Here is a 21,713-nt window from a genome sequence, read left to right on the forward strand (position 1 = left end):
AATTGTTTTGAAAAAGTAAAATTACTATTTATTTAGTTATTATATTTTTTCTTTTAATTTATTAAAAGACTTAATTTTTTTTATATTTTATTTTGATATTAATTAACGAATTAAAACAAAATAAATATCATTAACAAGAATAAATAACTTTTTTAAAAATTTAAAAAACTTAAAAATAAAAACACAAACTCTTTTACAGTTTGTGTTTAAATAAATTAAAGTTTTTATTAATAAACTAGAACTATTTATCTTTTAATTTTTTTATTTCTATCGCAAGATCTCTTGGTACAATTTGAGACAATTCTTCGATGTCAGCATTCAAAATATTATCTAAGGTTTGATATTTAGAAATTAATTTATCAATTCTTTTTTTGCCTAATTTTTTTACTGAATAAAGAGAATTTGTAAATAATGATTTGCTTCTTCTATCCCTATGAAAACTTATGGCGAATCTATGAACTTCATCTTGCATATTTAGAAGAAAGAAATATAAATTACTTTTTTTATCCAAAGGTATTTCTGTAAAATCTCATTTGACAATTTTGTCAGTTTTATGTTTATCATTTTTTGCAAGTCCAATTACTGGAACTACTTTATCTAAATTAAGTTTACTTAATGATTCAAGAGCTGCTTTTACTTGAATGTGTCCTCCATCTACAATAATTAAATTTGGAAGTGATTCTTTTTTTTGTAACACACTACTATATCTTCGATAAATAACTTCTTTCATATACTCATAATCTGATGATGCTTCTTTATTTTTGATAATGTATTTACGATATAATTTTTTATTTTTAGCACCGTTTTCATAAACAATCATTGCAGAAACTTTATCATCATTAAAAAAGTTAGAGTTATCAAAAACTTCTATTAAATAAGAATCATCTATACCAATTAAATCTTCAAGTTCAGACAAAGAATTTCACTCACGTTCATAATCAGAAACAACTTTTAAAAATTTATTTTTAATAAGCAACTGTGCATTTTCAACTGCTGTCAAAAGCATTTCTTTTTTAGATCCTTGAATGGGATTTATAAAGTTTATATTTAAAGAATCAGAAAGTTTTTTTAATGACATATTAGAAATAGAAATATATACATTTTTAGGTTTTTCTATAACTATATTTTTGTAATAATCAAAAACTAGTGTTTCAACTATTTCTTCTACTTCTTCATAAAAAACAGTTGTAATATCATATTTACTTAACAAATTTCCATTGACATATTTAAAAATAACTAAAGATATTATATTTTCTTTTATTGAAAAACCTATGATGTCCTCATTATTATTTTTAGAAAAAACTATATCTTGTTTTTCAGAAAAAGCTTTTAAATTCTTTCTTAAATCAAGATATTTTTGAGATTCTTCAAACATAAGTTTTGATGCAAAATATTTTTCTTTTTCTTCCAAACTTTTATCTATATCTTTATATTTTCCACTAAAAAAATCATTAATTTTTTTTAAGTGTGGTTCATAATCTTCTTTAGTTATTTTATTTATACATGGGCCAAGGCATAACCCTATATCATAGTAAATACATTTAGTTTTAGGAAGTGTTTTACATTTCCTTAATGGAAACATTCTATTTATAAAATTATATAACTCATACTTTTTCATAGTAGGAGTAGCAAAGGGACCATAATATGTACCTTTTATTTTCTTTTTATTGTCATGACTATACAGTATTCTAGGATGTTCTTCTTTGGTTACAACTATATATGGAAAACTATTAGATTCTCTAAGCAATATGTTGTATTTAGGTTTGTATTTTGCAATTAAATTATTTTCTAATAACAAAGATTCATTTTCATTATTAACAACAACAAAGTCAACGTCACATATTTCTTTAACTAACTTTGAAGTTTTTATATCAACTCTATTATTGAAATATTGTTTAGTTCTATTAGATAAATTTTTTGCTTTTCCAACATATATAACTACACCATTTTTATCTTTTCATAAATAACATCCTGGTTTTTTTGGCGCATTAATTAATTTGTTTTTTATGTAGTCATTATTGTATTTCATGTTATTAATTATACAATTTATTAGCCCTTTCATATGAAATAAAGAATTCATATTTATTTTCAGTTTTTACAAAATATTTATTATTTTTATAATTAAATTCAAAATATAAAATACCAATTTTATAAGAGTCTATTTCATCATATCTAAAAGAAAAGAAGTTTAAATTATCATGAATTACCATTCTTCTATCAGTTAAGTAAATAGAAGTATTATTTACAATATTTTCTTTTTTATTATTGTTTGATAATTTTAAAAAACTACAATTATCAAAGTTATAATAAGCATTTTCTTCATTTAGGACATGAATTTTTTTAAAGATGAAAAATTTTTTTTCAATATCAATATCTCTTTCTAGCGGAAAATCTACTATAAGTTTTTTTAAATTTCTTTTTTTAGCAAACATAATAGATCTAAAGTGAATAATATACTCTTTTTCCAAAGAATTTAAATGTTTATTTAAATGTAATTTTTTTATTATTTTTTCTAAAGTTCTTATGTATTTATCAGTGTATATTTCGTTTTGATTAATTCATTGTTTTATTAAACTAAATGAATAAGCTAAATAAAAATCAAATTCTCTTATTTGGATAAATTTTTTTGGATTAAAATATTTTTTTTCAATTGTTTTAAGATTAAATTTATCTTTTACTTTTTGAACATATTCATTGTATTTGTTAACATTTTTTATATCTCTAACAAAAGGTTCTGTAAACAAAGTCATATTATCTTATATCCTTGATTAAATAATACACAAAAATAAAAAAAGTTAACCATTTAGGTTAACTACCACTCACCATGTCATTTTTATAGTTTTGTCTTAATAAACTTACAGACTCATAAAACTCTCTTATGCTAATCAGCTAAATGATAAACTTTTGTCTTAATAATCTGTTGCATTGTGTATATGGCACAACCCTTTTACTCGACCACAATATAAGGGCTTTTATGCTGTAATTAGGATACATTCAAATTATAAACCTTACCTAAAACTTAACACAAGTTCCATCATATTTAAATAAAAGCAAGATTATTTTAATTATCTTTATTGCTTATAACACTCGAAAATAAAAATGTCACAATATAATTATCTAACAAATCGACAAAAAAAGCAACATAATAATAAATATAAAATTTAGTAAAAAATTATAATTTTATGTTACAGCATATATAGCTCCTCAAATACAAGGAAAAATAATTGTAATTGGATATGATAACAACACATTAATTATTATTGTTTTTCTTTTTTCATGTTTAAAAAACAAAATGTTTGACAAATGCGAACAAGATGAATAAACTAAATTTCCATTATAGAAACCAAATCTTTGAGTGCAAAATAAAGTAAGAAATACAACAAACATAACCATTAAAATTGCTGTAAATGGAGTTATAAATTTACTTTCATAAACAGCAAGATAACCAATAAAAGGAGCTGTAGCTCCAAATATAAATCACACTACCAAATCTTTTATAACAGAAACTTTTGTTTTTATAGGTTCATAATAAAAAGTTAATTTAAAACTAGTCATTGGTTCAGATTTATTGTTTTTATCAAATAAATGTAATATTAAAACACCTAAACCAAACCCCAATAAATTACCTAAAATATTTGTTCCTATAAGATAAAAAAGCCCCTTAAACAAAACCTCATTATTGTAAACACTTTCATAAACAAATCTTCCAAAAAAGGATGCTATAGACAAGACAAAATATGATATGCTTCCCTCATCAACTGTACCTCTCCTTGTAAAAGTTTGTACTAATCATGCAACAACTATTGCTGTTAATAAACACATTACCAAAGATATAGGTTTTATAAAAGGAGATTTACTTGTAACATCAGAATAATATTTTTTTAAGACAAAAGACGAAATTAATATAGAAAAAGCTAATACAAAACTTGCAAATAAAACAACACATAGCAATAGATGTATCTCAATAAGATGACAATATTTTATATGTTGAAGACTTTACTATATTTAGTTCGTTAACCATAAAAATAACTCCTAATCAAAATTGTACTCCTATTCTTAAAAAGAAACAAAAAAATAGTGGAAACCACTATTTTTTGATAAAGAATACTAAAATACTATTTCTTCTTTTTTCCGTTCATTTAATGGGAACCATCAGGAACCAATTTTTTTACTAGTATTCAATAAACCCTTAACAATTAGAATTATATTATATCTTAAATGCAGATCATTAAAAATGTGTTAACTATGATTTTTGCATTATTTTTATTTTTATAAAATAAAAAAGCCCAATAATGGGCATCGAGTTAATAAAATAAGCCATGTTCTGTACTCATAGGAGCGTTGATCATTTATCTATGTTTTTCAACATCCTTTTAATAATTCATTTCTTATTAAAAAGTTCCCTTACCAAAATTTAGGTTTCTAGCTTGAGGAGTTTACCGCGTTTCACATTGTAACTTTCATTACAACTCGTCTCTGTGGCACTTTAGATTCACAAACCTTATCAAAAGACTTAGGTTTATAAAATGTCGTTACATACTTAAAGTATGTACCAGGTTTTATTTTTTATATACCTGCACAAACATTATTATCATCTCAGATAATGCTAGCATGGACTTTCCTCTACATATAGTGATATGCAGCGATCAACTATTATTAACTAAATTAATATTATCAAAAAAATAACTAAATTAAATAGTTTAATTTTTAGTAAATAGAATTTTTATCTTTAAAATAATCCACCAGTAATTTCAGCGCTTTCCCTCTATGTGAATATTTATTTTTCTCTTCTATACTTAAATCACTAAAAAATTTATTCACTTCATCACTAAAAAATATTGGATCAAAACCAAATCCGTTTTTTGAAGGCGAAATATTTCTTCTAAGTCTTCCATTACAATGGCTTTCAAAATTATGAATTCTTCCATTTTTATCAACTAAAACTAAACTGCAAATAAATTTAGCAGCATTATCTTTATTTCTAACTGCGTTTAATAAATAATCATTTTTAATTTCATAATCAAACCTACCATCAACAGAAAATCTTGCAGAATTAATTCCTGGAAAATTATTTAATGACATAACACACAAACCAGAATCATCTGCTAATACATATTCTGAATAATTAATTTTTTCAGCTAGAAATAAAGCTTTAATTTTTGCATTTTCATAAAAAGAGTCACCATTCTCAACTATTCCAGAAATATCAACTGGAGACTTAAAAATTTGAAAATCCAATTTATGATTTTCAAAAAATGAATTTATTTCATTAATCTTATTTTGGTTAGTTGAACAAATATAAATAATCTTTTTCACGATAATTATTATATTAAATAATAACTAATATAAAATGCATTTATTTTAAAAAATAAAGATTGTTAATACTATATTGGTTTTATTTAGTATTAAAAAAACAGGATTTTTATAAATCCTATAAATCATATTAAAAATATAAATTAAACAATTCTAAGAAAAATATAATACCCCAGCAGTTACTGAAATTATTATAGTTGATAATAATGTTAAAAAAAATGAGAAATTTTCTTTGGTAAACCAATACAAAAAGACCATAGAAATTGACTGAGACTTTCATTTTACTTTATTTGTATTTATTAATTTTTTAAGTTTCTTTAAATCTTTTAGGTTCATTAATTTCATTTCATTTATTAACTTTGTTTCTTTCATATTTTCAACTCATTTTTTATCTTTAAATTCAGTAAATTCTAAAAATAATCGTCAGCAAAGGCTCTCATAAAAAAGATAAATACGTTCGTATAAATAACTATACTTAATATCATTTAATTTATACAAAATAAAAATGTATTTATTTTTTTTAAAAAAATTTATGAAAAGTCAAAATGTTATATTACTCAAACAATTTCCTCTTCAAGTTCTTGATAAATAGGGTATTGCTTTATATTTTTTCTCAGGTATGGATTTTAATCTTAGTTTTAACTTTCATATATATAAAAAAAACATTAAATAATAAAATATTGTTACTACAGTATAAACAAAAGTTAATTCTTTTTCCCTTATGTTTGTAAAATGATCAAGAACATACAAAAAGTAATATAAAAAAGCAATAGATGATGCTCAAAAAAATACAGTAAATATTATATAAAACAAACAACTAAGAATAAAAATGATAATGTTTTTGGGTTCTCTATAAAACCTATGGGAAAACTTTAGGAATTCAATAAAGAAACCCTTTGGATCAAAGGGTGAATTTAAAATATTTTCAAACCTTTCAAAATCAAAATTATAAAAGAAAATATTTATGAATTTATTTTTTTTAGATCAGTTTTTATAATCATTAAAATCTATAGGGCCATTTAGCATTTTCTTATCGGATTCATATTCTTTTTTAGCTCTATTAATCATTTCCTCTATTTTTAGTTGTCTGGCAATATTTTTTTCTTTAAAAAAATTTATCATTTTTCAATCTCACTCGGATTAAATATTCCAATATCAGCTCCGAAACTACAAATATTTAAAACAATATCTAATGCTGTTAGTACATGAGACGCCGGAGATGCTCAAGAAACTGCTTTCATAGCTGTTTTTTTCACAATAGTTTCACTTGCAAATTTAGCAACTCTAGAGTTCATTTGTTTTAAAATCATCTTAAATGATATGGAGTTGAATTTCTTAATTATATTATTAAATGAATCAACTATTATATTAAACAATTTTTGAAGCCCTATATTAACTAATTTTAGCACTAGCCTAGAAATATTTGTAAAACTTAATAAAAACTTTGAAAAACTTATAGCAGAATCGCTTAACTTACTTTTTGAAATTTCAATAAGTTTAGAGCTTACTATTTTCAAATCCTTGAATTCACTATCATCAATTATACTTTTAAAATTTTTAACATCGTCTACTGCCTTATAATATTCTTTAAAATATTCTACAGATGTCCAAGTAGATAGACCAGCTTGTACAGTCGCTGCAACAGCAAAAGGTATATTTGTACCAAACATTCATCATGCAGATCAGTAAAATGCAGCTATAGCTCAAGAAGCGGCAGTTAAAACTGATGAAGCTATTGCTACACCATAAGTTTTATCTCTGTACATTTCTAATCTAGATAAAAATTTTTCTATCTTAGTAAATAATGCTAATTGATCATAGGTTATAGTGTATTCTACTCCATTGTCATCAACTAAAACTACGTCATTAATTTTGTCTTGGTTAGTATATGAGTAGTTGTTAATTTTAAAATTAGGAGTTTCAAAATTATCATTGTAACGCTCTACATTTACTGATGAATTAATATCTTTAATAATGGCATCATAATTTGATTCATTATGCTGCTTGTAATTTTCCAAATTATTGTTTATTTCTTCAATAGAAATTTCTCCACTTATTATTCCCTCTACTATATTTTTAAAATGTTCCTTGTTTTTATTAATTTCATCATATACATTTTTGTTTTCAAAATTTGAATCATTTATAGAATTAACTGTAGCATACATTAGACTTCTTTCATTAGTAAATTGTTCCATAACATCATCCACAGAAACGTTTTTAAACATTTCCATTTGCTCTTCTTTTGATACAGGAACATTTATTATTTTATCTACACCTTTTTCAACAGATTCAGAACCATTAATTTCTTTAATAACATTATAAGATGAATAACTATTTATTATGGAGTTGCTATTCCAATTGTTGTAGCAAACAACCCACTTAAAATTATTACTTTTGTTTTTTTCATTTTTTTCTCCCCTTTTTATAAACATTATAAATCGTGACAATTTATATTATTTATTAATTTTCAATATTTAATTAACTAACATTGATAAAAAACAATATTGGCAATTAATAAAAACACAAAAAGTAAAATTATAGATCAACAATAATTAGAATGTTCTTTATTATTAGAAGTGAAAAAATGATATTTATAACAACAAAACAAATCAACTTTAAATTTTGCTATTGCCAATCCCTTATTAATCATTTCAAAGTTAAACTAACAAAAAGATAAATGGATTAATTAGGAAATGATATAAAAAAGAACTGACTTTAGTTTAGTGAGTGAAGATAAATAAAAAACATATAATGAAAAAAATAACATGTTAAAAATATTTGGTTATGAAATAAATTATCAAATTGTATTAGAAAAATATTCAAAATAAAAAACTCTCAACTTATATTTCAAAGTTAAGAGTTTAAGCATGATTGAAGCATTGCGCTTCACATCTTAATAAAACATTATTTATCTTATACTTCTTAAATAATTTTTAACATGCTAAGTATAGTTAAAAACATAGAAACGACAATTAAAATTGATAAAAAGTCATAAGTTCAATTGAAGACATTTAATAGTTTCATTACTTTATCATATTTAGAAACATAATTTGTTTCATTAATTTTGTTGCTTATTTTTTTATTATTATTTTCAAAATCACTTTCTTGTTTTTCATGAAGTTTATAATAAATAGAATTGTAATTTTGTTTAATTTGTTCTATTCTTTCTTGGGAAGGTTTTATATTATTAATAGCTTCAAATTTACTTTTTAAATATTCACCAAAAAAATAAAATACTGGCATTATCTTTTTGCTTGATTCCACCAATGATGATTGACCTAGATATCATCCTCTATAGTCATGAAAAATTCCTAAAAAAATAAAGAATAGAATCACTAAACAAGATGCGCCAACGCTAAAGAAAGCAACATTATTAAACTCTTTATTAATAGCAAAAGGTATATTTACAATTACTGAAACAATACCTATTACTGATAATATAAATTGAATAATTGTTGAAACTACAATTGTTTTATATTTTTTATAATTTCTTTTGTTGTTAAAAACTGCTTTACTATAGTTTAATCACTCATTGGAATTATTAAGTATATCTACATCTTTTTTTGCTATGTTAATTTTTCCTAATGGAGACATACATTGTTGTTTTTCTTTAAAATAACTTCCAATGTTATTATTTTGATCAACGTCCTCAATTAAATCATTATCTTTTTGAGCTTCATTCATAAATTCTCCTTTTGTTAGTAAGAATAAAAGATTGTTTCAATAAAATACAACCAAATTAAAAATAGGAGCTTTAACAAACCATTACTGTAATCTTATTTATCAGGTTATAAAATTAGATTCTTAATAAACTAGTTTGATATTTTGTTTTATTTTGACTTCCTTTATACTCACTTATAAACATTATAAGTCATATATAATTTTACAATTCAAAAAACCATAAATTACAAATAGCATAGTTAATTGCAAAACGAATTAGAATATAAATATTTGGTATTGAATTTAAATTATTAAACTATTTAGTTTGTAATAATAAAGAAGTAATCATTTAAAGTCATGAATAAAAAACCACAATCAGATGATTGTGGAATAAAGTAATAAATTTTGTTAAGTGTTTTTTATTGTCTAATAATTTTATTATTAATAACAACTATAACTTTGTTGCTTTCTTCTGGTAATCCTTTTTTAATTTCACCAATTAAGCTTGTGTGATTCATTAATATTTCATTGTAGTTTTCTACATAATTTACAAAAACACCATAGTTTATTGAAAAAGATCTTTTAAATGATTGTTCATTTGTATAAACATAAATTGGAGCAGCTGGTCTAATATTTGATAAAGCTTCAATTGTGTTTTTATCATTACCAATATAAATGATTGCACCATATTCAAATACTCCGTTTGCAATTTCTCTAGTTGGAGTTACATATTTTGCAACTTTTGTAGCAATTTTACCAGCTTTTGTTTTTATAAAAGGTGTGTGTTTAAAGTAAACCTTATAAGCACGTTCATAATCAAATAAATTTTCAGAAGATTTATCAATTGTTGCCATAACTTCTACCGCATTTACAGGATATAAACCATTAGCAGTTTCTCCAGATAACATAGTAGAATCAGCTCCACGTTCTACTGCAAAGAAAACATCAGTTACTTCAGCTCTTGTTGCTTGCATTTTTGTTTCTAATGAATCAAGCATTTGAGTTGCAACAATTACTGTTTTACCTTTATGTCTACATGCTTTAATTATGTATTTTTCATAATATGGAACATCATAGTACGGAATTTCTAATCCTAAATCACCTCTTGCTACCATAATAGAATCTGATGCATCAATAATTTCATCAATTAAGTTAATTGCATTCATAGTTTCTATTTTTGAAATAATCTTTATGTGGCTACCACCATTTTCATCTAGTAATTTTCTAACTTCATTAACATTTGATGCACTATTTACAAATGATGCTGCAATAAAATCAAAATTGTTTTCAATAGCAAATTTTATATCATTAGCATCTTTCTCAGACATGAATGGAATAGAATAATTTGCATTTGGCAAATTAATTCTTTTGTTATCCTTTATAGCATGTGTATTTTTAGCTGTTGTTACAATGATGCCTTTATTTACATCAACTTTTGTTGCTATTAATTTTAATTTACCATCATCAACAAAAATTGTGTCTCCCTCTTTAACATCATTAGCCATATTATATGTCCCTGAAGAATCATATACAGAAAACTCTTTAGAAGTACCTTCAACTTTTTTTGTTGTATGAATTGTTACTTCTGAATCTTTTTTTATTTCAGCTTGACCTTTAGTCATTTTATGAACCCTAATTTCAGGTCCTTTTGTATCTAAAATGAAACCAATATTTAGGTTCATTTCTTCTGCAACTTCTCTTGCTAATCTTAACTTAATTAATTGCTCTTCATATGTACCATGCGAAAAATTAAACCTCACAGCATTAACACCTGCTTCATAAATACTTTTCAGTGTTAATTTGGCATTTTCAATTTCTTTTTTATTTTTTGGATCTTTATATTCTTTTTCAGTAAATATTTTTCCAGTTACAGATGGACCTAGCGTCGCAATTATTTTAGTTTTTTTAATTTTATTTAACATTTAAAACTCCATATAAATTGTTATTTTAAGGTACAAAAAAATTATACTATAAACAAAAAATGACTAGTTATAAAAGTTTTAATATCTTTTATAGTAGTCATTAATAATTAAAGTAATTTGTCTTTTGGTAGTGGGGATGGGGGAAATTTTCTTTTGTGTTCAGAAATTGATTTTAAATATTCAATTCTTTCTTTGTCTTTATGATCTATTTTTTCACCCTCAAGATATGAATCAATAACATTATATGAGACTTTTAAATCCTCTTCATCACTTTGGTTTTCAAATAGACCAGCTGTAGGTTTTTTTAAAATTATTTGGTTTGGAACATTTAATAATTTAGCACACTCATATATTGATTTCTTGGTTAGATTTACAAGCGGCATAATATCAGACCCACTATCTCCATACTTTGTAAAATATCCTGTTATAAATTCATCAGCATTAGATGTTCCTACAACTAAATAATCATATTTAACAGCATAACTATATAAAACATTCATTCTAATTCTTGCTTTTAAATTCCCTAATCCCTTTTCAATGTTAGGAACAACTTTACAAAATTCTTTATAGACATTATCTAGATTAACATCTACATGGTTTAAATCAAAATGATTAATAACTAATTTTCCATCTTCAATATCTTTTAAGGAATTATTTATATTCATTGTTAATGCAAGATGATTATTTTTAAAATATTTGCTTGCTATGGCTCCAATAAGAGCAGAATCTATTCCACCAGAAATTCCAAAAACAATTCCTTTTGCTTTTGCCTCTAGCAAATACTTTTTAATAAAATCAACTATGATTTCTATTTTTTTTTCATAATTTTTCATATTAGTCGATAACATACTCAACACCACATATTATAAAAGTGTCTCCTATTTTAGCTCCTTTTTCTATTAATTGATTTTGAATTTCTTCAATTTTTATTTTTTGGTTAAATCTAATTAAGTTGTCTTCAGTAGTTTGTGGTATTTTATCAAATCAATATTGAATTCTTTTTGACTCGACATTTCAGACTCCAACATCAATTTGTGTTATTGAAATCACATCATTTGGTTCTTTTATAACTTTAACAAGTTTATATGAATCAATTTCATCTTGAAGTTCTTTTTTTCATGCTTCTTGATATTTTTTATACTCTTCAAAAATGTCACTTACAACATCATCAATGCCTTTGTTATTGATAGCTGAAATAAAATAAACATTGTTACCCAATTTTTTCTTCATTTTTTCAATATTTTTTTTACTATTACTAGAGTCTATTTTATTAGCAACTATATATATTCTTTTGTTAAGTAATTCTTTTTTATATTTTTGCAATTCATTATTTATAATTTCAAAAGACTTATAAGCATCATCATTATCAATTTCATCCATCGATATTAAATGAATTAAAAAATGACATCTTTCTATATGCTTCAAAAATTCAAACCCCAAACCTACACCCTCACTCGCACCTTCAATAATTCCTGGGATGTCAGCAAAAACAAGTTCTGCACTATCTTTTTTAACAACTCCCAAAACAGGAGTTAATGTGGTAAATCTATAATTAGCAACTTTAGGTTTAGCATTTGATATTTTACTAATAAATGTTGATTTTCCAGCATTTGGAAATCCAACCATACCAACATCAGCAATATATTTTAATTCTAATTTAGCTTTAATATATTCACCTTTGTCACCGTTTTCAAAAAGTTTTGGAGCTTTATTATAACTTGATTTGAAAAAAGCATTTCCGTGTCCGCCCTTTCCGCCTTTACAAAGAACATATGTTTGTTTTTCTTGTAATATATCAACTATAACTTCATTAGTTTCTTCATTTTTTATAACTGTTCCTATTGGGACTTTGACATAAACGTTTTCGCCGTTGGCCCCATGGCAAAGTTTACTTCCTCCATTTTCACCATTTTTTGCTGTTATTTTTTTGTTGTATCTTAAGTGAAACAACGAGTTCTGATTGTGATCACCAACAATAATTATGTCACCACCATCACCACCATCACCACCTCAAGGACCACCTTCTGGGTAGTGTGCTTCTTTTCTTCAACTTACTATACCATTACCACCATCACCAGCTTTAAATTCAATAATGCATTTATCTACAAATTGCATACTACTCCTCATTTTCAATTTCTATATAATCTTTTTCTTTTTTATTACCTACTATTTTTTTAAATTTTTTTCTTTCAATTGCTTCCTCTATAAGTTCTTTTTTATATTCGTTAAACAAAACAAATGAATGATTAGATTTAAGTAACAAAATATTTGTGAATTTGTTTGAAACAAAAAACACTATTAGTGTTATTACAATAGTTAGTAAAAATCTAGCAACAATGATAAAAACATGATTTGACTGATTGTATGGAATCATACCAGATAGTATTGCACAAAAACACATTGCATTAACCATAAGAATAAAAGGTAAAGCATCATAATTTATTTTTTTAAATAAGAAAATTACTAAATACATTAATAAACTAAAAAACAAAACCCCAAATAATACAGCAATAATTAATGGATTAAATAATGGTAAATTTTTTCCATTATATGGAATAACTCAATTCAATTTAGATTGATTAAATTCACCTAAAAAAACTCAAATAAAAATGTTTGGCAATACCACAACAAAAAAACAAAAACACAAAATTAAAAAATTTGGTGTTTTAATTGTTTGTTGAATATTTGCACTACTAAATTTATTTTCCATAACTTAAAACAATAAAATTATAAAACAAATTTTAATATAGTTTTTAGTATTTCAATAATTGATTTTAAATAATTAAACTACAAATAAAAATATCTAGTTTTAACACTCTTAGGCAAAACATTTTAATTGCCTTTAAATATTTAACTAGATATAAAAGTATATTATTTACTATTAAGTTGTTGTGTGATAAGTTTTATTTTTTTAATAAAATACCAAGTTCACTAAGCGATTTGCTATCAACATCACTTGGTGTGTTCATCATAGTATCAATTCCTTTTGAATTTTTAGGAAACGCTATTACATCTCTAATGCTATCAGAATTTGTCATTATCATTACAAGTCTATCTATACCTAAAGCAATACCTCCGTGTGGTGGAACACCGTATTCAAAAGCATTTAATAAAAAACCAAATTTATCATTTATTTCTTCAGTCGATAATCCTAATGATTTAAAAACCCTTTCCTGAATTTTTCTATCATAAATTCTAATTGATCCTCCACCAATTTCATAACCATTTAAAACAATATCATAAGCTTGTGCTTTGGCATTTTCTTTGTCTATATCAAAATTTTCTAATGTATCGATTGATGGTGATGTAAAAGGGTGGTGAGCTGATACAAATCTATCTTCTTCTGCACTATATTCATAAAGAGGTCAATTTAATATTCAAGCAAAAGCAAATTCTTTATCCAATTTAATATCAGCCACTTTAGGAAGTTCTTTTCTAATAGCACCAAGTGATTTTAATGATGTATCAAAATTATCTGCGACAAAAACTATTGTTCCATTGTTAAACTTAAAATCTTTTATAATTTCGTCAATTATATCTTTCTCAATAACCTTAGCTATTGATCCATTTGAAACTTCTTTGTTTTTTATAGTTAATCAAGCAAGACCTTTAGCACCATTATCTAATGCTATTTTTTCTAAAGTTTTTATTTCACTTTTACTTAACTCTTTTGTATCAATTAAAATACCTTTAACAAAACCTTTATTAGATAATATATTTTTAAAAATCATGAAACTTGTTTTATTGAAATATTTATTAAAATCTAATATTTTATAGTCAAATCTTAAGTCTGGTTTATCAGAACCATAATTTTCCATTGCATATTTATAATCCATTCTTTGGAAAGGAATTTTAACATCAACATCTAATGCTTTTTTAAAAACAAATTTAAAAGCATTTTCTAAAATATCAATAATGTTGTCTTGATTAACAAAAGACATTTCAATATCCAATTGTGTAAATTCAGGTTGTCTGTCAGCTCTTAAATCTTCGTCTCTAAAACATCTTGCCACTTGAAAGTATCTCATCATACCAGAAACCATAAGTAACTGTTTATATATTTGTGGTGATTGAGGCAAAGCATAAAAAGTTTGATTTCTTGTTGGTACTAAATAATCACGAGCACCTTCTGGGGTTTGCTTAGATAAATATGGGGTTTCAATTTCAACAAAATCATTATCTACAAAAAAAGATCTAAATGAATTTATTATCTTACTTCTTAAAATAATATTTTTTTGAACATTTGGTCTTCTTAAATCCAAATATCTATATTTTAATCTTATGTCTTCTAATCCATCAGTTTCTTCTTGAATTAAAAATGGTGGAGTTTTAGCTTTTGAAAAAACTTTAAGTTCTTCAAGTAAAATTTCATAATTTCCTGTTGGTAAATCTTTATTTGGATTAGATCTTTTTACAACCTTTCCAACTACATTAATGACAGATTCTTTAGTTATGTTTTGGCATTGAGAAAAAAACTTATTTTTTTCATCAACAACAATCTGAACAATACCACTTCTATCATATAAATCTATAAAAATTAAATTACCAAGCTTTCTATTTTTTTTAACTCATCCATTTATTGAAACTATTTTATTTAAATATTTATTGGAAATATCATTACAAAAAATATAATTAAACATTTTTACCTCCTATTTGTTTTTTATTTTTTCTACAAATTCTAATAAATTTATTGTTTCTTCTTTTTTTGATGTTTGATCTTTTAGAATAACTATATTTTTTTCAAGTTCTTTTTTACCCAATATAGCAATAAATCTTGGTGATAATTTTTCAGCATATTTAAAGTGTTTATCAAGTTTTGAAAGATCATTATTGCAAGAACTAACTAAACCATTTAGTCTGGCTAAATTGTTTAATATAAAGCAAACATCTTTTACTTTTTGATCATCACCTATCGAAGCAATATATAAATCTATTTTTGTTGTAAGTTTTTCTTGATTTTCGTTTTTATATGCAATTATAATTCTATCAATACCAAGACCAAAACCTACACAATCAAGATTTGGACCACCTATTTCTTCAACAAGTTTTGAATATTTTCCACCACCTATTAAAGTAGATTGTCCAATCAAAATATTGGATGTACTTATAAATTCAAAAACTAATCCACAATAATAATCTAAACCTCTTACCATTGTTCTATCAAATTCAAATTCTATATCTAATGATTTTAATAATCTTATAATTTCATTTACTTCTTCTTTTTCTTTATTTGTAAGGTATTTATCAATTTTAGGAGCATCTTTTACAAATTGTTTTTCACCATCTATTTTATCATCCAATATTCTTAATGGATTTTTATCAATTCTATTAATTGAATCTTGAGTTAGATTATCTTTAAATTTAGAAAAATATTTTTTCAATTCATTAATTCATTTTTCTCTTGTTTCTATATCGCCAATAAAATTTATTTTTAATTTATATTGTTTAATGTTTAAGGTTTTTAATATTGTATTAGAAAGTAAAATAGCTTCTATTTGGTCATAAACATTTTTTATGCCAATTTTTTCAATACCAAATTGGTAAAATTGTCTATATCTTCCATTTTGAGGACGTTCGTATCTAAACATTGGACCAATATAGAAAAAATTTAATGGTAAAGGGTTGCTCAAAGCTAATTTGTTTTCAACAACAGCTCTTATAACACCAACAGTATTTTCAGGTCTCAAAACTAAATCTCTATCCCCTTTATCTTTGAAATCATAAAATTCTTTTGTGACAATATCGGTTGTTGCGCCAATATTTCTAACAAAAAGATCTTTAGATTCAAAAATTGGAGTTAATATTTCAGAATAATTAAAAATCTTTGACACCTGTTTTAAAACATCAACAACTTTATTAAAATATAAACTATCTTCAAAATATATATCTTGTGTGCCTCTTGGCTTGCTAAAACTCATAAACACTCCTAAACAAACATATTAATTATAAATAAACTATTTAATTAATTTTTTATAAGTTCTAATTAATTCAAAATAAATAATTTTTATTTTTAAACATTAATTATTAAATTGATTAAAACTTTTATTTGATATTAAATTATATAAAAAACTTGCAACTATTTTAAATTAGTTGCAAGTTAATTTCCCTAACTGACATGTGAAGTGCAACACTTCAATATTACATTAAACTCTCGACTTTGAAATATAAGTTGAGAGTTTTTTGTTTTAAATATTTTCTTGATACATTTGGTAAGCTGTTTTATAACCAAACATTTTTCTTGGGATGTTGTTTACTTTTCATTCAAGAGTTTTTATTTTATCTTCACTTACTAAACTGAAGTCAGTTCCTTTTTTATATCATCTTCTAACTATCCCATTTATGTTCTCGTTGGACCCTCTTTGGAATGAAGAATAAGGTTGGCAATAATAAACTTTAAAGTTGAATTGTTTTGCAGTTATTCCCATCATTTGAAACTCTAACCCATTATCAACAGTGATGCTTTTTATTGGGAGTTTTTCATCTCGAATAATGGTATACATTTTAGCCATCATTGATCTAGCGTTTTTCCCTTTTATTTTTCTAATAATTGCCAACCTTGTTTTTCTTTCTACTAATGTTAATAAGTGGTAATAACCACTTTGCCTTTTACTAACTATTAGATCAGCTTCTCAATGTCCAAATTCTTTTCTATTGTTTATCTTTTCTGGTCTTAGACTATAAGGAATGCAGTATTTTCCATAAATTTTAGAAAATATACCTATTTTTCTTCTTTTTTCTTTAACATATTTTCTTCTTAAACAATCTCTTCTTTGTATCTTTCAAATCTTGCTATTGATTCATCTAAATACTTGCCTAGCACTTGGAACTTTAACTAATGGATAGTTTTCTTTTATTCAAAAAATTGTAGCTTCTACACCATGAGATTTAGGATTAAATTTTTGAATAAAAAGATCTGTGAAGTTTTTGTACTTCAACATAAAAAACATATGACAATTTGATTTTCTTCTAATGTATTTTTTGTGAGCAGATGATGAATAATAAATTCCTGCTGAAGATGTGTTTCTCTTCAACTCTCTTGATATTGTTGATTTGTTTTTATTTAAGATTTTTGCAATCTTATTCATAGAATATTTTTCTTTATTTCAAAGAAAATAAATTAAGCATCTTTCTTCTTTTGTTAAATGTTTATAAGTTTTCATAAGCACTCCTAATATTCATTATCTTTTTATTAGTGAACACTTACAAACAAAACAAATGAAGTGCACACTCTTTTTCGAGTGTTGCACTTCACATGTCAGTCGAGCAAAAACTTGCAACTATTTTAAATTAGTTGCAAGTTAATTTATTTTAATAAATTATTTAAACAATCTATTGTATACATCATCATATGTATCAACAAGTGTAACTTTAATTTTTGATAACACTTCTTTTGGAACATCATCCAAATATCTTTCGTCTTCTTTAGGCATAAAGATATCATTTGCTCCACCTCTGAATGCTGAGATAGTTTTTTCTTTAACTCCACCAATAATTAAAACTCTTCCTCTTAATGTGATTTCTCCTGTCATGGCAACATTTGATGGAATTTTCACGTTCTTTAACGATGAAAGAATTGCTGTTGTTAAAGCTATACCAGCACTTGGACCATCTTTTGGAATTCCCCCACTTGGAACATGAATATGTAAATCAATTTTTTCAAACAATTCTGGATCTAATTCAAATTTCTTTGCATTAGCTTTTACATAACCTAAAGCAACTGAAACAGACTCTTTCATTGTTTCTTTTAAATTACCAGTGATAACAATTTTTCCTTTACCTTTTGAATATGTAGCTTCAATTGGCAATAAATCACCACCAACAGTTGTGTATGCCATACCATTAACAACTCCTGGAATTGATTCTTTGTCTTTTGATGTATAATCATAGATTTCTTTTTTAAGATAATCTTTTACTTCATTAACACCAATCTCTTGGGTTTTGATTTTATTTTTTTGTTGTTTAACAATGAATTTTCTAGTAATTTGTCTTATCAATCTTTCAAGTTCTCTTACACCAGCTTCTCTTGTATATCTTTTTATAATGTAATCAATTGCTTCATCTTTAAACTTTAATTCATCTTTTTTGATACCAGATTCATTAATAACTTTTTTTATTAAATGATTTTTAGCAATAGCTTTTTTCTCATTTTCAGTGTATGAACTTAATCTAATAATTTCTAATCTATCAGCTAAAGGACCAGGAATGTTTTCTTCATAATTTGCAGTTGCAATAAACAACACATTTGATAGGTCATAATCTTCTTCAATGTAGTTGTCACTAAATTTACTATTTTGTTCTGGGTCCAAAATATCAAGTAATGCAGATGCTGGATCACCTCTATGGTCACTTGCTAGTTTATCAATTTCATCAAGTAAGAAAACAGGGTTGTTTACTCCTGCTTTGTGCATGCTTTTAATAATTCTTCCCGGCATTGCACCAATATATGTTTTTCTATGACCTTTTAATTCAGATTCATCTTTCATACCACCTAATGAAACCTTAACAAATTTTTTATTAAGTGATTCTGCAATAGATTGAGCTAATGATGTTTTACCAACACCTGGTGGACCAACTAAACAAATAATAGAACCTTTTGCTTTCTCTGATTTCATTCTTACAGCAAGATATTCAATTATTCTTTCTTTTACTTTTTCCAATCCATAATGGTTGTTATTTAAAACATCTTCAACTTTATCAAGTTCTTTAACATCATTTGTTTTTTGTCAGTAAGGTAAATCTAATAATCAATCAACATAAGATTTTGAAATAGAATATTCATTAGAATTACTTGATGATTCCATTTTGTTTAATTCACTTAAAATTCTTTTTCTAATGTTTTCAGGATATGGGTTATTTTTAACTTTTTCTCTAATAGATTCTGAATCATCTTCTCTTGTTGTGATATCACCAAGTTCTTCTTTCATAGCACGAATTCTTTCTCTTAAGTAAAATTCTTTTTGTTGTTTTGAAAGATTAGCATTAATTTTTTTAGAAATAACATTATCAATTTTTCTAGCTTCATCTTCATCAATAATGGCAGACATCATTTTTTGGAATAATCTATTTTCATCAGTTTGTTCTAGATATTCTTGTTTTTCTGAAAGACTTAATTTTACACAATATAAATAATAATAAAGTCCTTGAACTAAAGAATCATTATTAAGAATTCATTTTTTTATTAAATTATCATTTACAAATTCTAAACTTAATAGTTTATTTTCACCATCTTTAATCAACTCAATAGCAGTTTCATAATTGTTTGGTGATAATTTTTGTGTTGTTGGTAAGGGTTTAAATTCAGATAATACAATCTTTGGATTATTATCATTTATTTTAGTTAGTGAAACTCTTTGCAAACCATCAACTCTTATAATTAATGATCCATCTTCCAATTTATCTTGAATTGAAATTTTGCAAAGAGTACCAACTTTATAAATATCATTTTTTTTAGGACTATCTATTGATGGGTTTTTTTGAGAAACCACAATAATATTAGTTTTATTTTTAATGTGATCTTCAATTGCATTTATAGATATGTCTCTTCCTACGTCAATAAGTTCACTAGTATCTGGATAAATAACAATCCCCCTAGTGATTAATAAATTTGCCATGTTCTGTTTTTTCATTTTTTCCCCCCTATTCAGATATAACAAAACAAATCACAAATAATGTAATTCGTAATATAAACAAATTTTAGCACATTAATAAGTCAAGTGATAATTTTTATACAAATTTAAATTAATATAAAAAAGAAAATCAGTAAGATTTTTATTTCTTGTTTTGATTTTCTTTTTTGTATTTATCAAAATCTATTTTTATTGTGTTTGTTGAATTTCTTGCATCAACTCTTGGATTTTTATTTTCTATATTAGTGTTTTGTCTTTGACTTTCTGAAAATTGTATTGGTCTTGTTCTTGATAAATCTATTGGTTTTGTTTTTGGTAATTCTATTGGTTTGGTTTTTTGATTAAAATTATTGTTTTTGCTCACTTTTGTTGATTGACCAAATAATGTAAAAGATTTATCATCATCTTCAAATTTATCTAAATTACTAGAAAATTTATTTTCATTATTAACTAATTTATTAACATATGATGGTTGTTGTCTTGTTGGCGTTTTGTTTGCTTTAGTAAAATCATAATCAAAATTAGTATTTCTATGATTTTTATAACTATATTCATTACTATTTTTCTTAGTCTTTCTAAAAAATAATCCTTCTTTATCAACCTCTTTATCAAAACTCAATCTATGGTTAGAAGAAAAATAGAATCCAACTAAACCTATTAATGCAAGTACACCTATACCACAAACAGTGGCACCAACAATAAACCCTGTTTTGTTTGCATTAACATATGAGATGTTGATAACAGAATCTAAAAATTTTTTACTATCGGGAAAATTTAAAGAATAATTTGGAATTTTAGTTCTTATTTCATTTGATCAATTTGTAAAATCTGTAACAGTTACAACATTATTTAATTTAACTTTATAACCCAAAGCTTCAGATAAATCCAAACCTGTATATGTTTTAAATTTTGCTTTCTTATCATTTGAAATATTGTAGTTATGTAAAAAATCATCAAAAGATATACCCTTTACACCAGAATAACTATTAATATTTTGGAAATTATAAACATTGGATAAATTTTGATATTCAGTAAATGAATTTATTGTACCAAATATAGTTGCTGCCCCAGAAATTGTTGTTAAAAAAGCACCACCAATAAAATAAAAAATCATAAGTCCTCTTCTCAATTCAAAATTATATATAAATATATTTAACGATTCAAGAAATTAAGTACAAACGAAAAAATAACA

General features: G+C 24.5%; 16 protein-coding genes and 1 other RNA gene. All 17 read right to left on the bottom strand.

The window, feature by feature from the left end:
- Positions 1-241: 241 nt before the first annotated feature.
- Positions 242-2,080: an excinuclease ABC subunit UvrC gene (uvrC, locus tag EXC57_RS04540; RefSeq protein ID WP_004024744.1), complete on the bottom strand. Its 1,839-nt coding sequence runs from the start codon at positions 2,078-2,080 to the stop codon at positions 242-244.
- Entirely contained in the window at positions 2,034-2,750 is a 717-nt protein-coding gene (locus tag EXC57_RS04545) for a hypothetical protein (RefSeq protein ID WP_004024745.1), read from the bottom strand. Before EXC57_RS04545 ends, uvrC begins: the two co-directional genes overlap by 47 nt.
- Before the next feature lie 430 nt (positions 2,751-3,180).
- Positions 3,181-3,951 carry an MAG4940 family membrane protein gene (locus EXC57_RS04550; RefSeq protein WP_129692696.1) on the bottom strand — a complete coding sequence of 257 codons (771 nt, stop codon included), beginning with the start codon at positions 3,949-3,951 and terminating at the stop codon, positions 3,181-3,183.
- Positions 3,952-4,309: 358 nt separating this feature from the next.
- Positions 4,310-4,658, bottom strand: an RNA gene (gene rnpB, locus EXC57_RS04555) — RNase P RNA component class B.
- A gap of 49 nt (positions 4,659-4,707) precedes the next feature.
- Positions 4,708-5,316 (bottom strand): RdgB/HAM1 family non-canonical purine NTP pyrophosphatase, encoded by a 609-nt coding sequence (rdgB, locus tag EXC57_RS04560; protein WP_004024748.1) that lies wholly within the window; start codon positions 5,314-5,316, stop codon positions 4,708-4,710.
- Between the two features lie 150 nt (positions 5,317-5,466).
- Entirely contained in the window at positions 5,467-5,685 is a 219-nt protein-coding gene (locus EXC57_RS04565) for a hypothetical protein (RefSeq protein ID WP_036452662.1), read from the bottom strand.
- A gap of 743 nt (positions 5,686-6,428) precedes the next feature.
- Positions 6,429-7,745, bottom strand: a complete 1,317-nt coding sequence (locus tag EXC57_RS04570; protein WP_129692697.1) for a hypothetical protein — start codon at positions 7,743-7,745, stop codon at positions 6,429-6,431.
- Positions 7,746-8,235: 490 nt separating this feature from the next.
- Entirely contained in the window at positions 8,236-8,997 is a 762-nt protein-coding gene (locus EXC57_RS04575; protein ID WP_004024751.1) for a hypothetical protein, read from the bottom strand.
- 395 nt (positions 8,998-9,392) lie between these two features.
- Positions 9,393-10,895: a pyruvate kinase gene (pyk, locus tag EXC57_RS04580; protein WP_004024752.1), complete on the bottom strand. Its 1,503-nt coding sequence runs from the start codon at positions 10,893-10,895 to the stop codon at positions 9,393-9,395.
- A 107-nt stretch (positions 10,896-11,002) separates the two neighbouring features.
- Entirely contained in the window at positions 11,003-11,743 is a 741-nt protein-coding gene (gene nadE / locus EXC57_RS04585) for an NAD(+) synthase (RefSeq protein ID WP_004024753.1), read from the bottom strand.
- Positions 11,730-13,010, bottom strand: a complete 1,281-nt coding sequence (gene obgE / locus EXC57_RS04590) for a GTPase ObgE (protein WP_004024754.1) — start codon at positions 13,008-13,010, stop codon at positions 11,730-11,732. Before obgE ends, nadE begins: the two co-directional genes overlap by 14 nt.
- Position 13,011: 1 nt before the next feature.
- The gene (locus tag EXC57_RS05205) at positions 13,012-13,605 is read right to left on the bottom strand and encodes an MPN565 family protein (protein ID WP_004024755.1); all 594 of its coding nucleotides are present in this window, start codon (positions 13,603-13,605) and stop codon (positions 13,012-13,014) included.
- A 193-nt stretch (positions 13,606-13,798) separates the two neighbouring features.
- A complete protein-coding gene (gene aspS / locus EXC57_RS04595; protein ID WP_004024756.1) occupies positions 13,799-15,535 on the bottom strand; it encodes an aspartate--tRNA ligase in 1,737 nt (578 codons plus the stop codon).
- 9 nt (positions 15,536-15,544) lie between these two features.
- Positions 15,545-16,813 (bottom strand): histidine--tRNA ligase, encoded by a 1,269-nt coding sequence (gene hisS / locus EXC57_RS04600; protein ID WP_004024757.1) that lies wholly within the window; start codon positions 16,811-16,813, stop codon positions 15,545-15,547.
- A gap of 267 nt (positions 16,814-17,080) precedes the next feature.
- The gene (locus tag EXC57_RS04605) at positions 17,081-18,055 is read right to left on the bottom strand and encodes an IS30 family transposase (protein WP_129692520.1); all 975 of its coding nucleotides are present in this window, start codon (positions 18,053-18,055) and stop codon (positions 17,081-17,083) included.
- A 156-nt stretch (positions 18,056-18,211) separates the two neighbouring features.
- A complete protein-coding gene (lon, locus tag EXC57_RS04610) occupies positions 18,212-20,521 on the bottom strand; it encodes an endopeptidase La (protein WP_004024758.1) in 2,310 nt (769 codons plus the stop codon).
- Positions 20,522-20,663: 142 nt separating this feature from the next.
- Entirely contained in the window at positions 20,664-21,635 is a 972-nt protein-coding gene (locus EXC57_RS04615) for a hypothetical protein (RefSeq protein WP_004024759.1), read from the bottom strand.
- Positions 21,636-21,713 lie beyond the last annotated feature (78 nt).

Origin of the sequence: Malacoplasma iowae (genome assembly GCF_900660615.1) — a bacterium.
Taxonomy (GTDB): Bacteria; Bacillota_I; Bacilli_A; order Mycoplasmatales; family Mycoplasmoidaceae; genus Malacoplasma; species Malacoplasma iowae.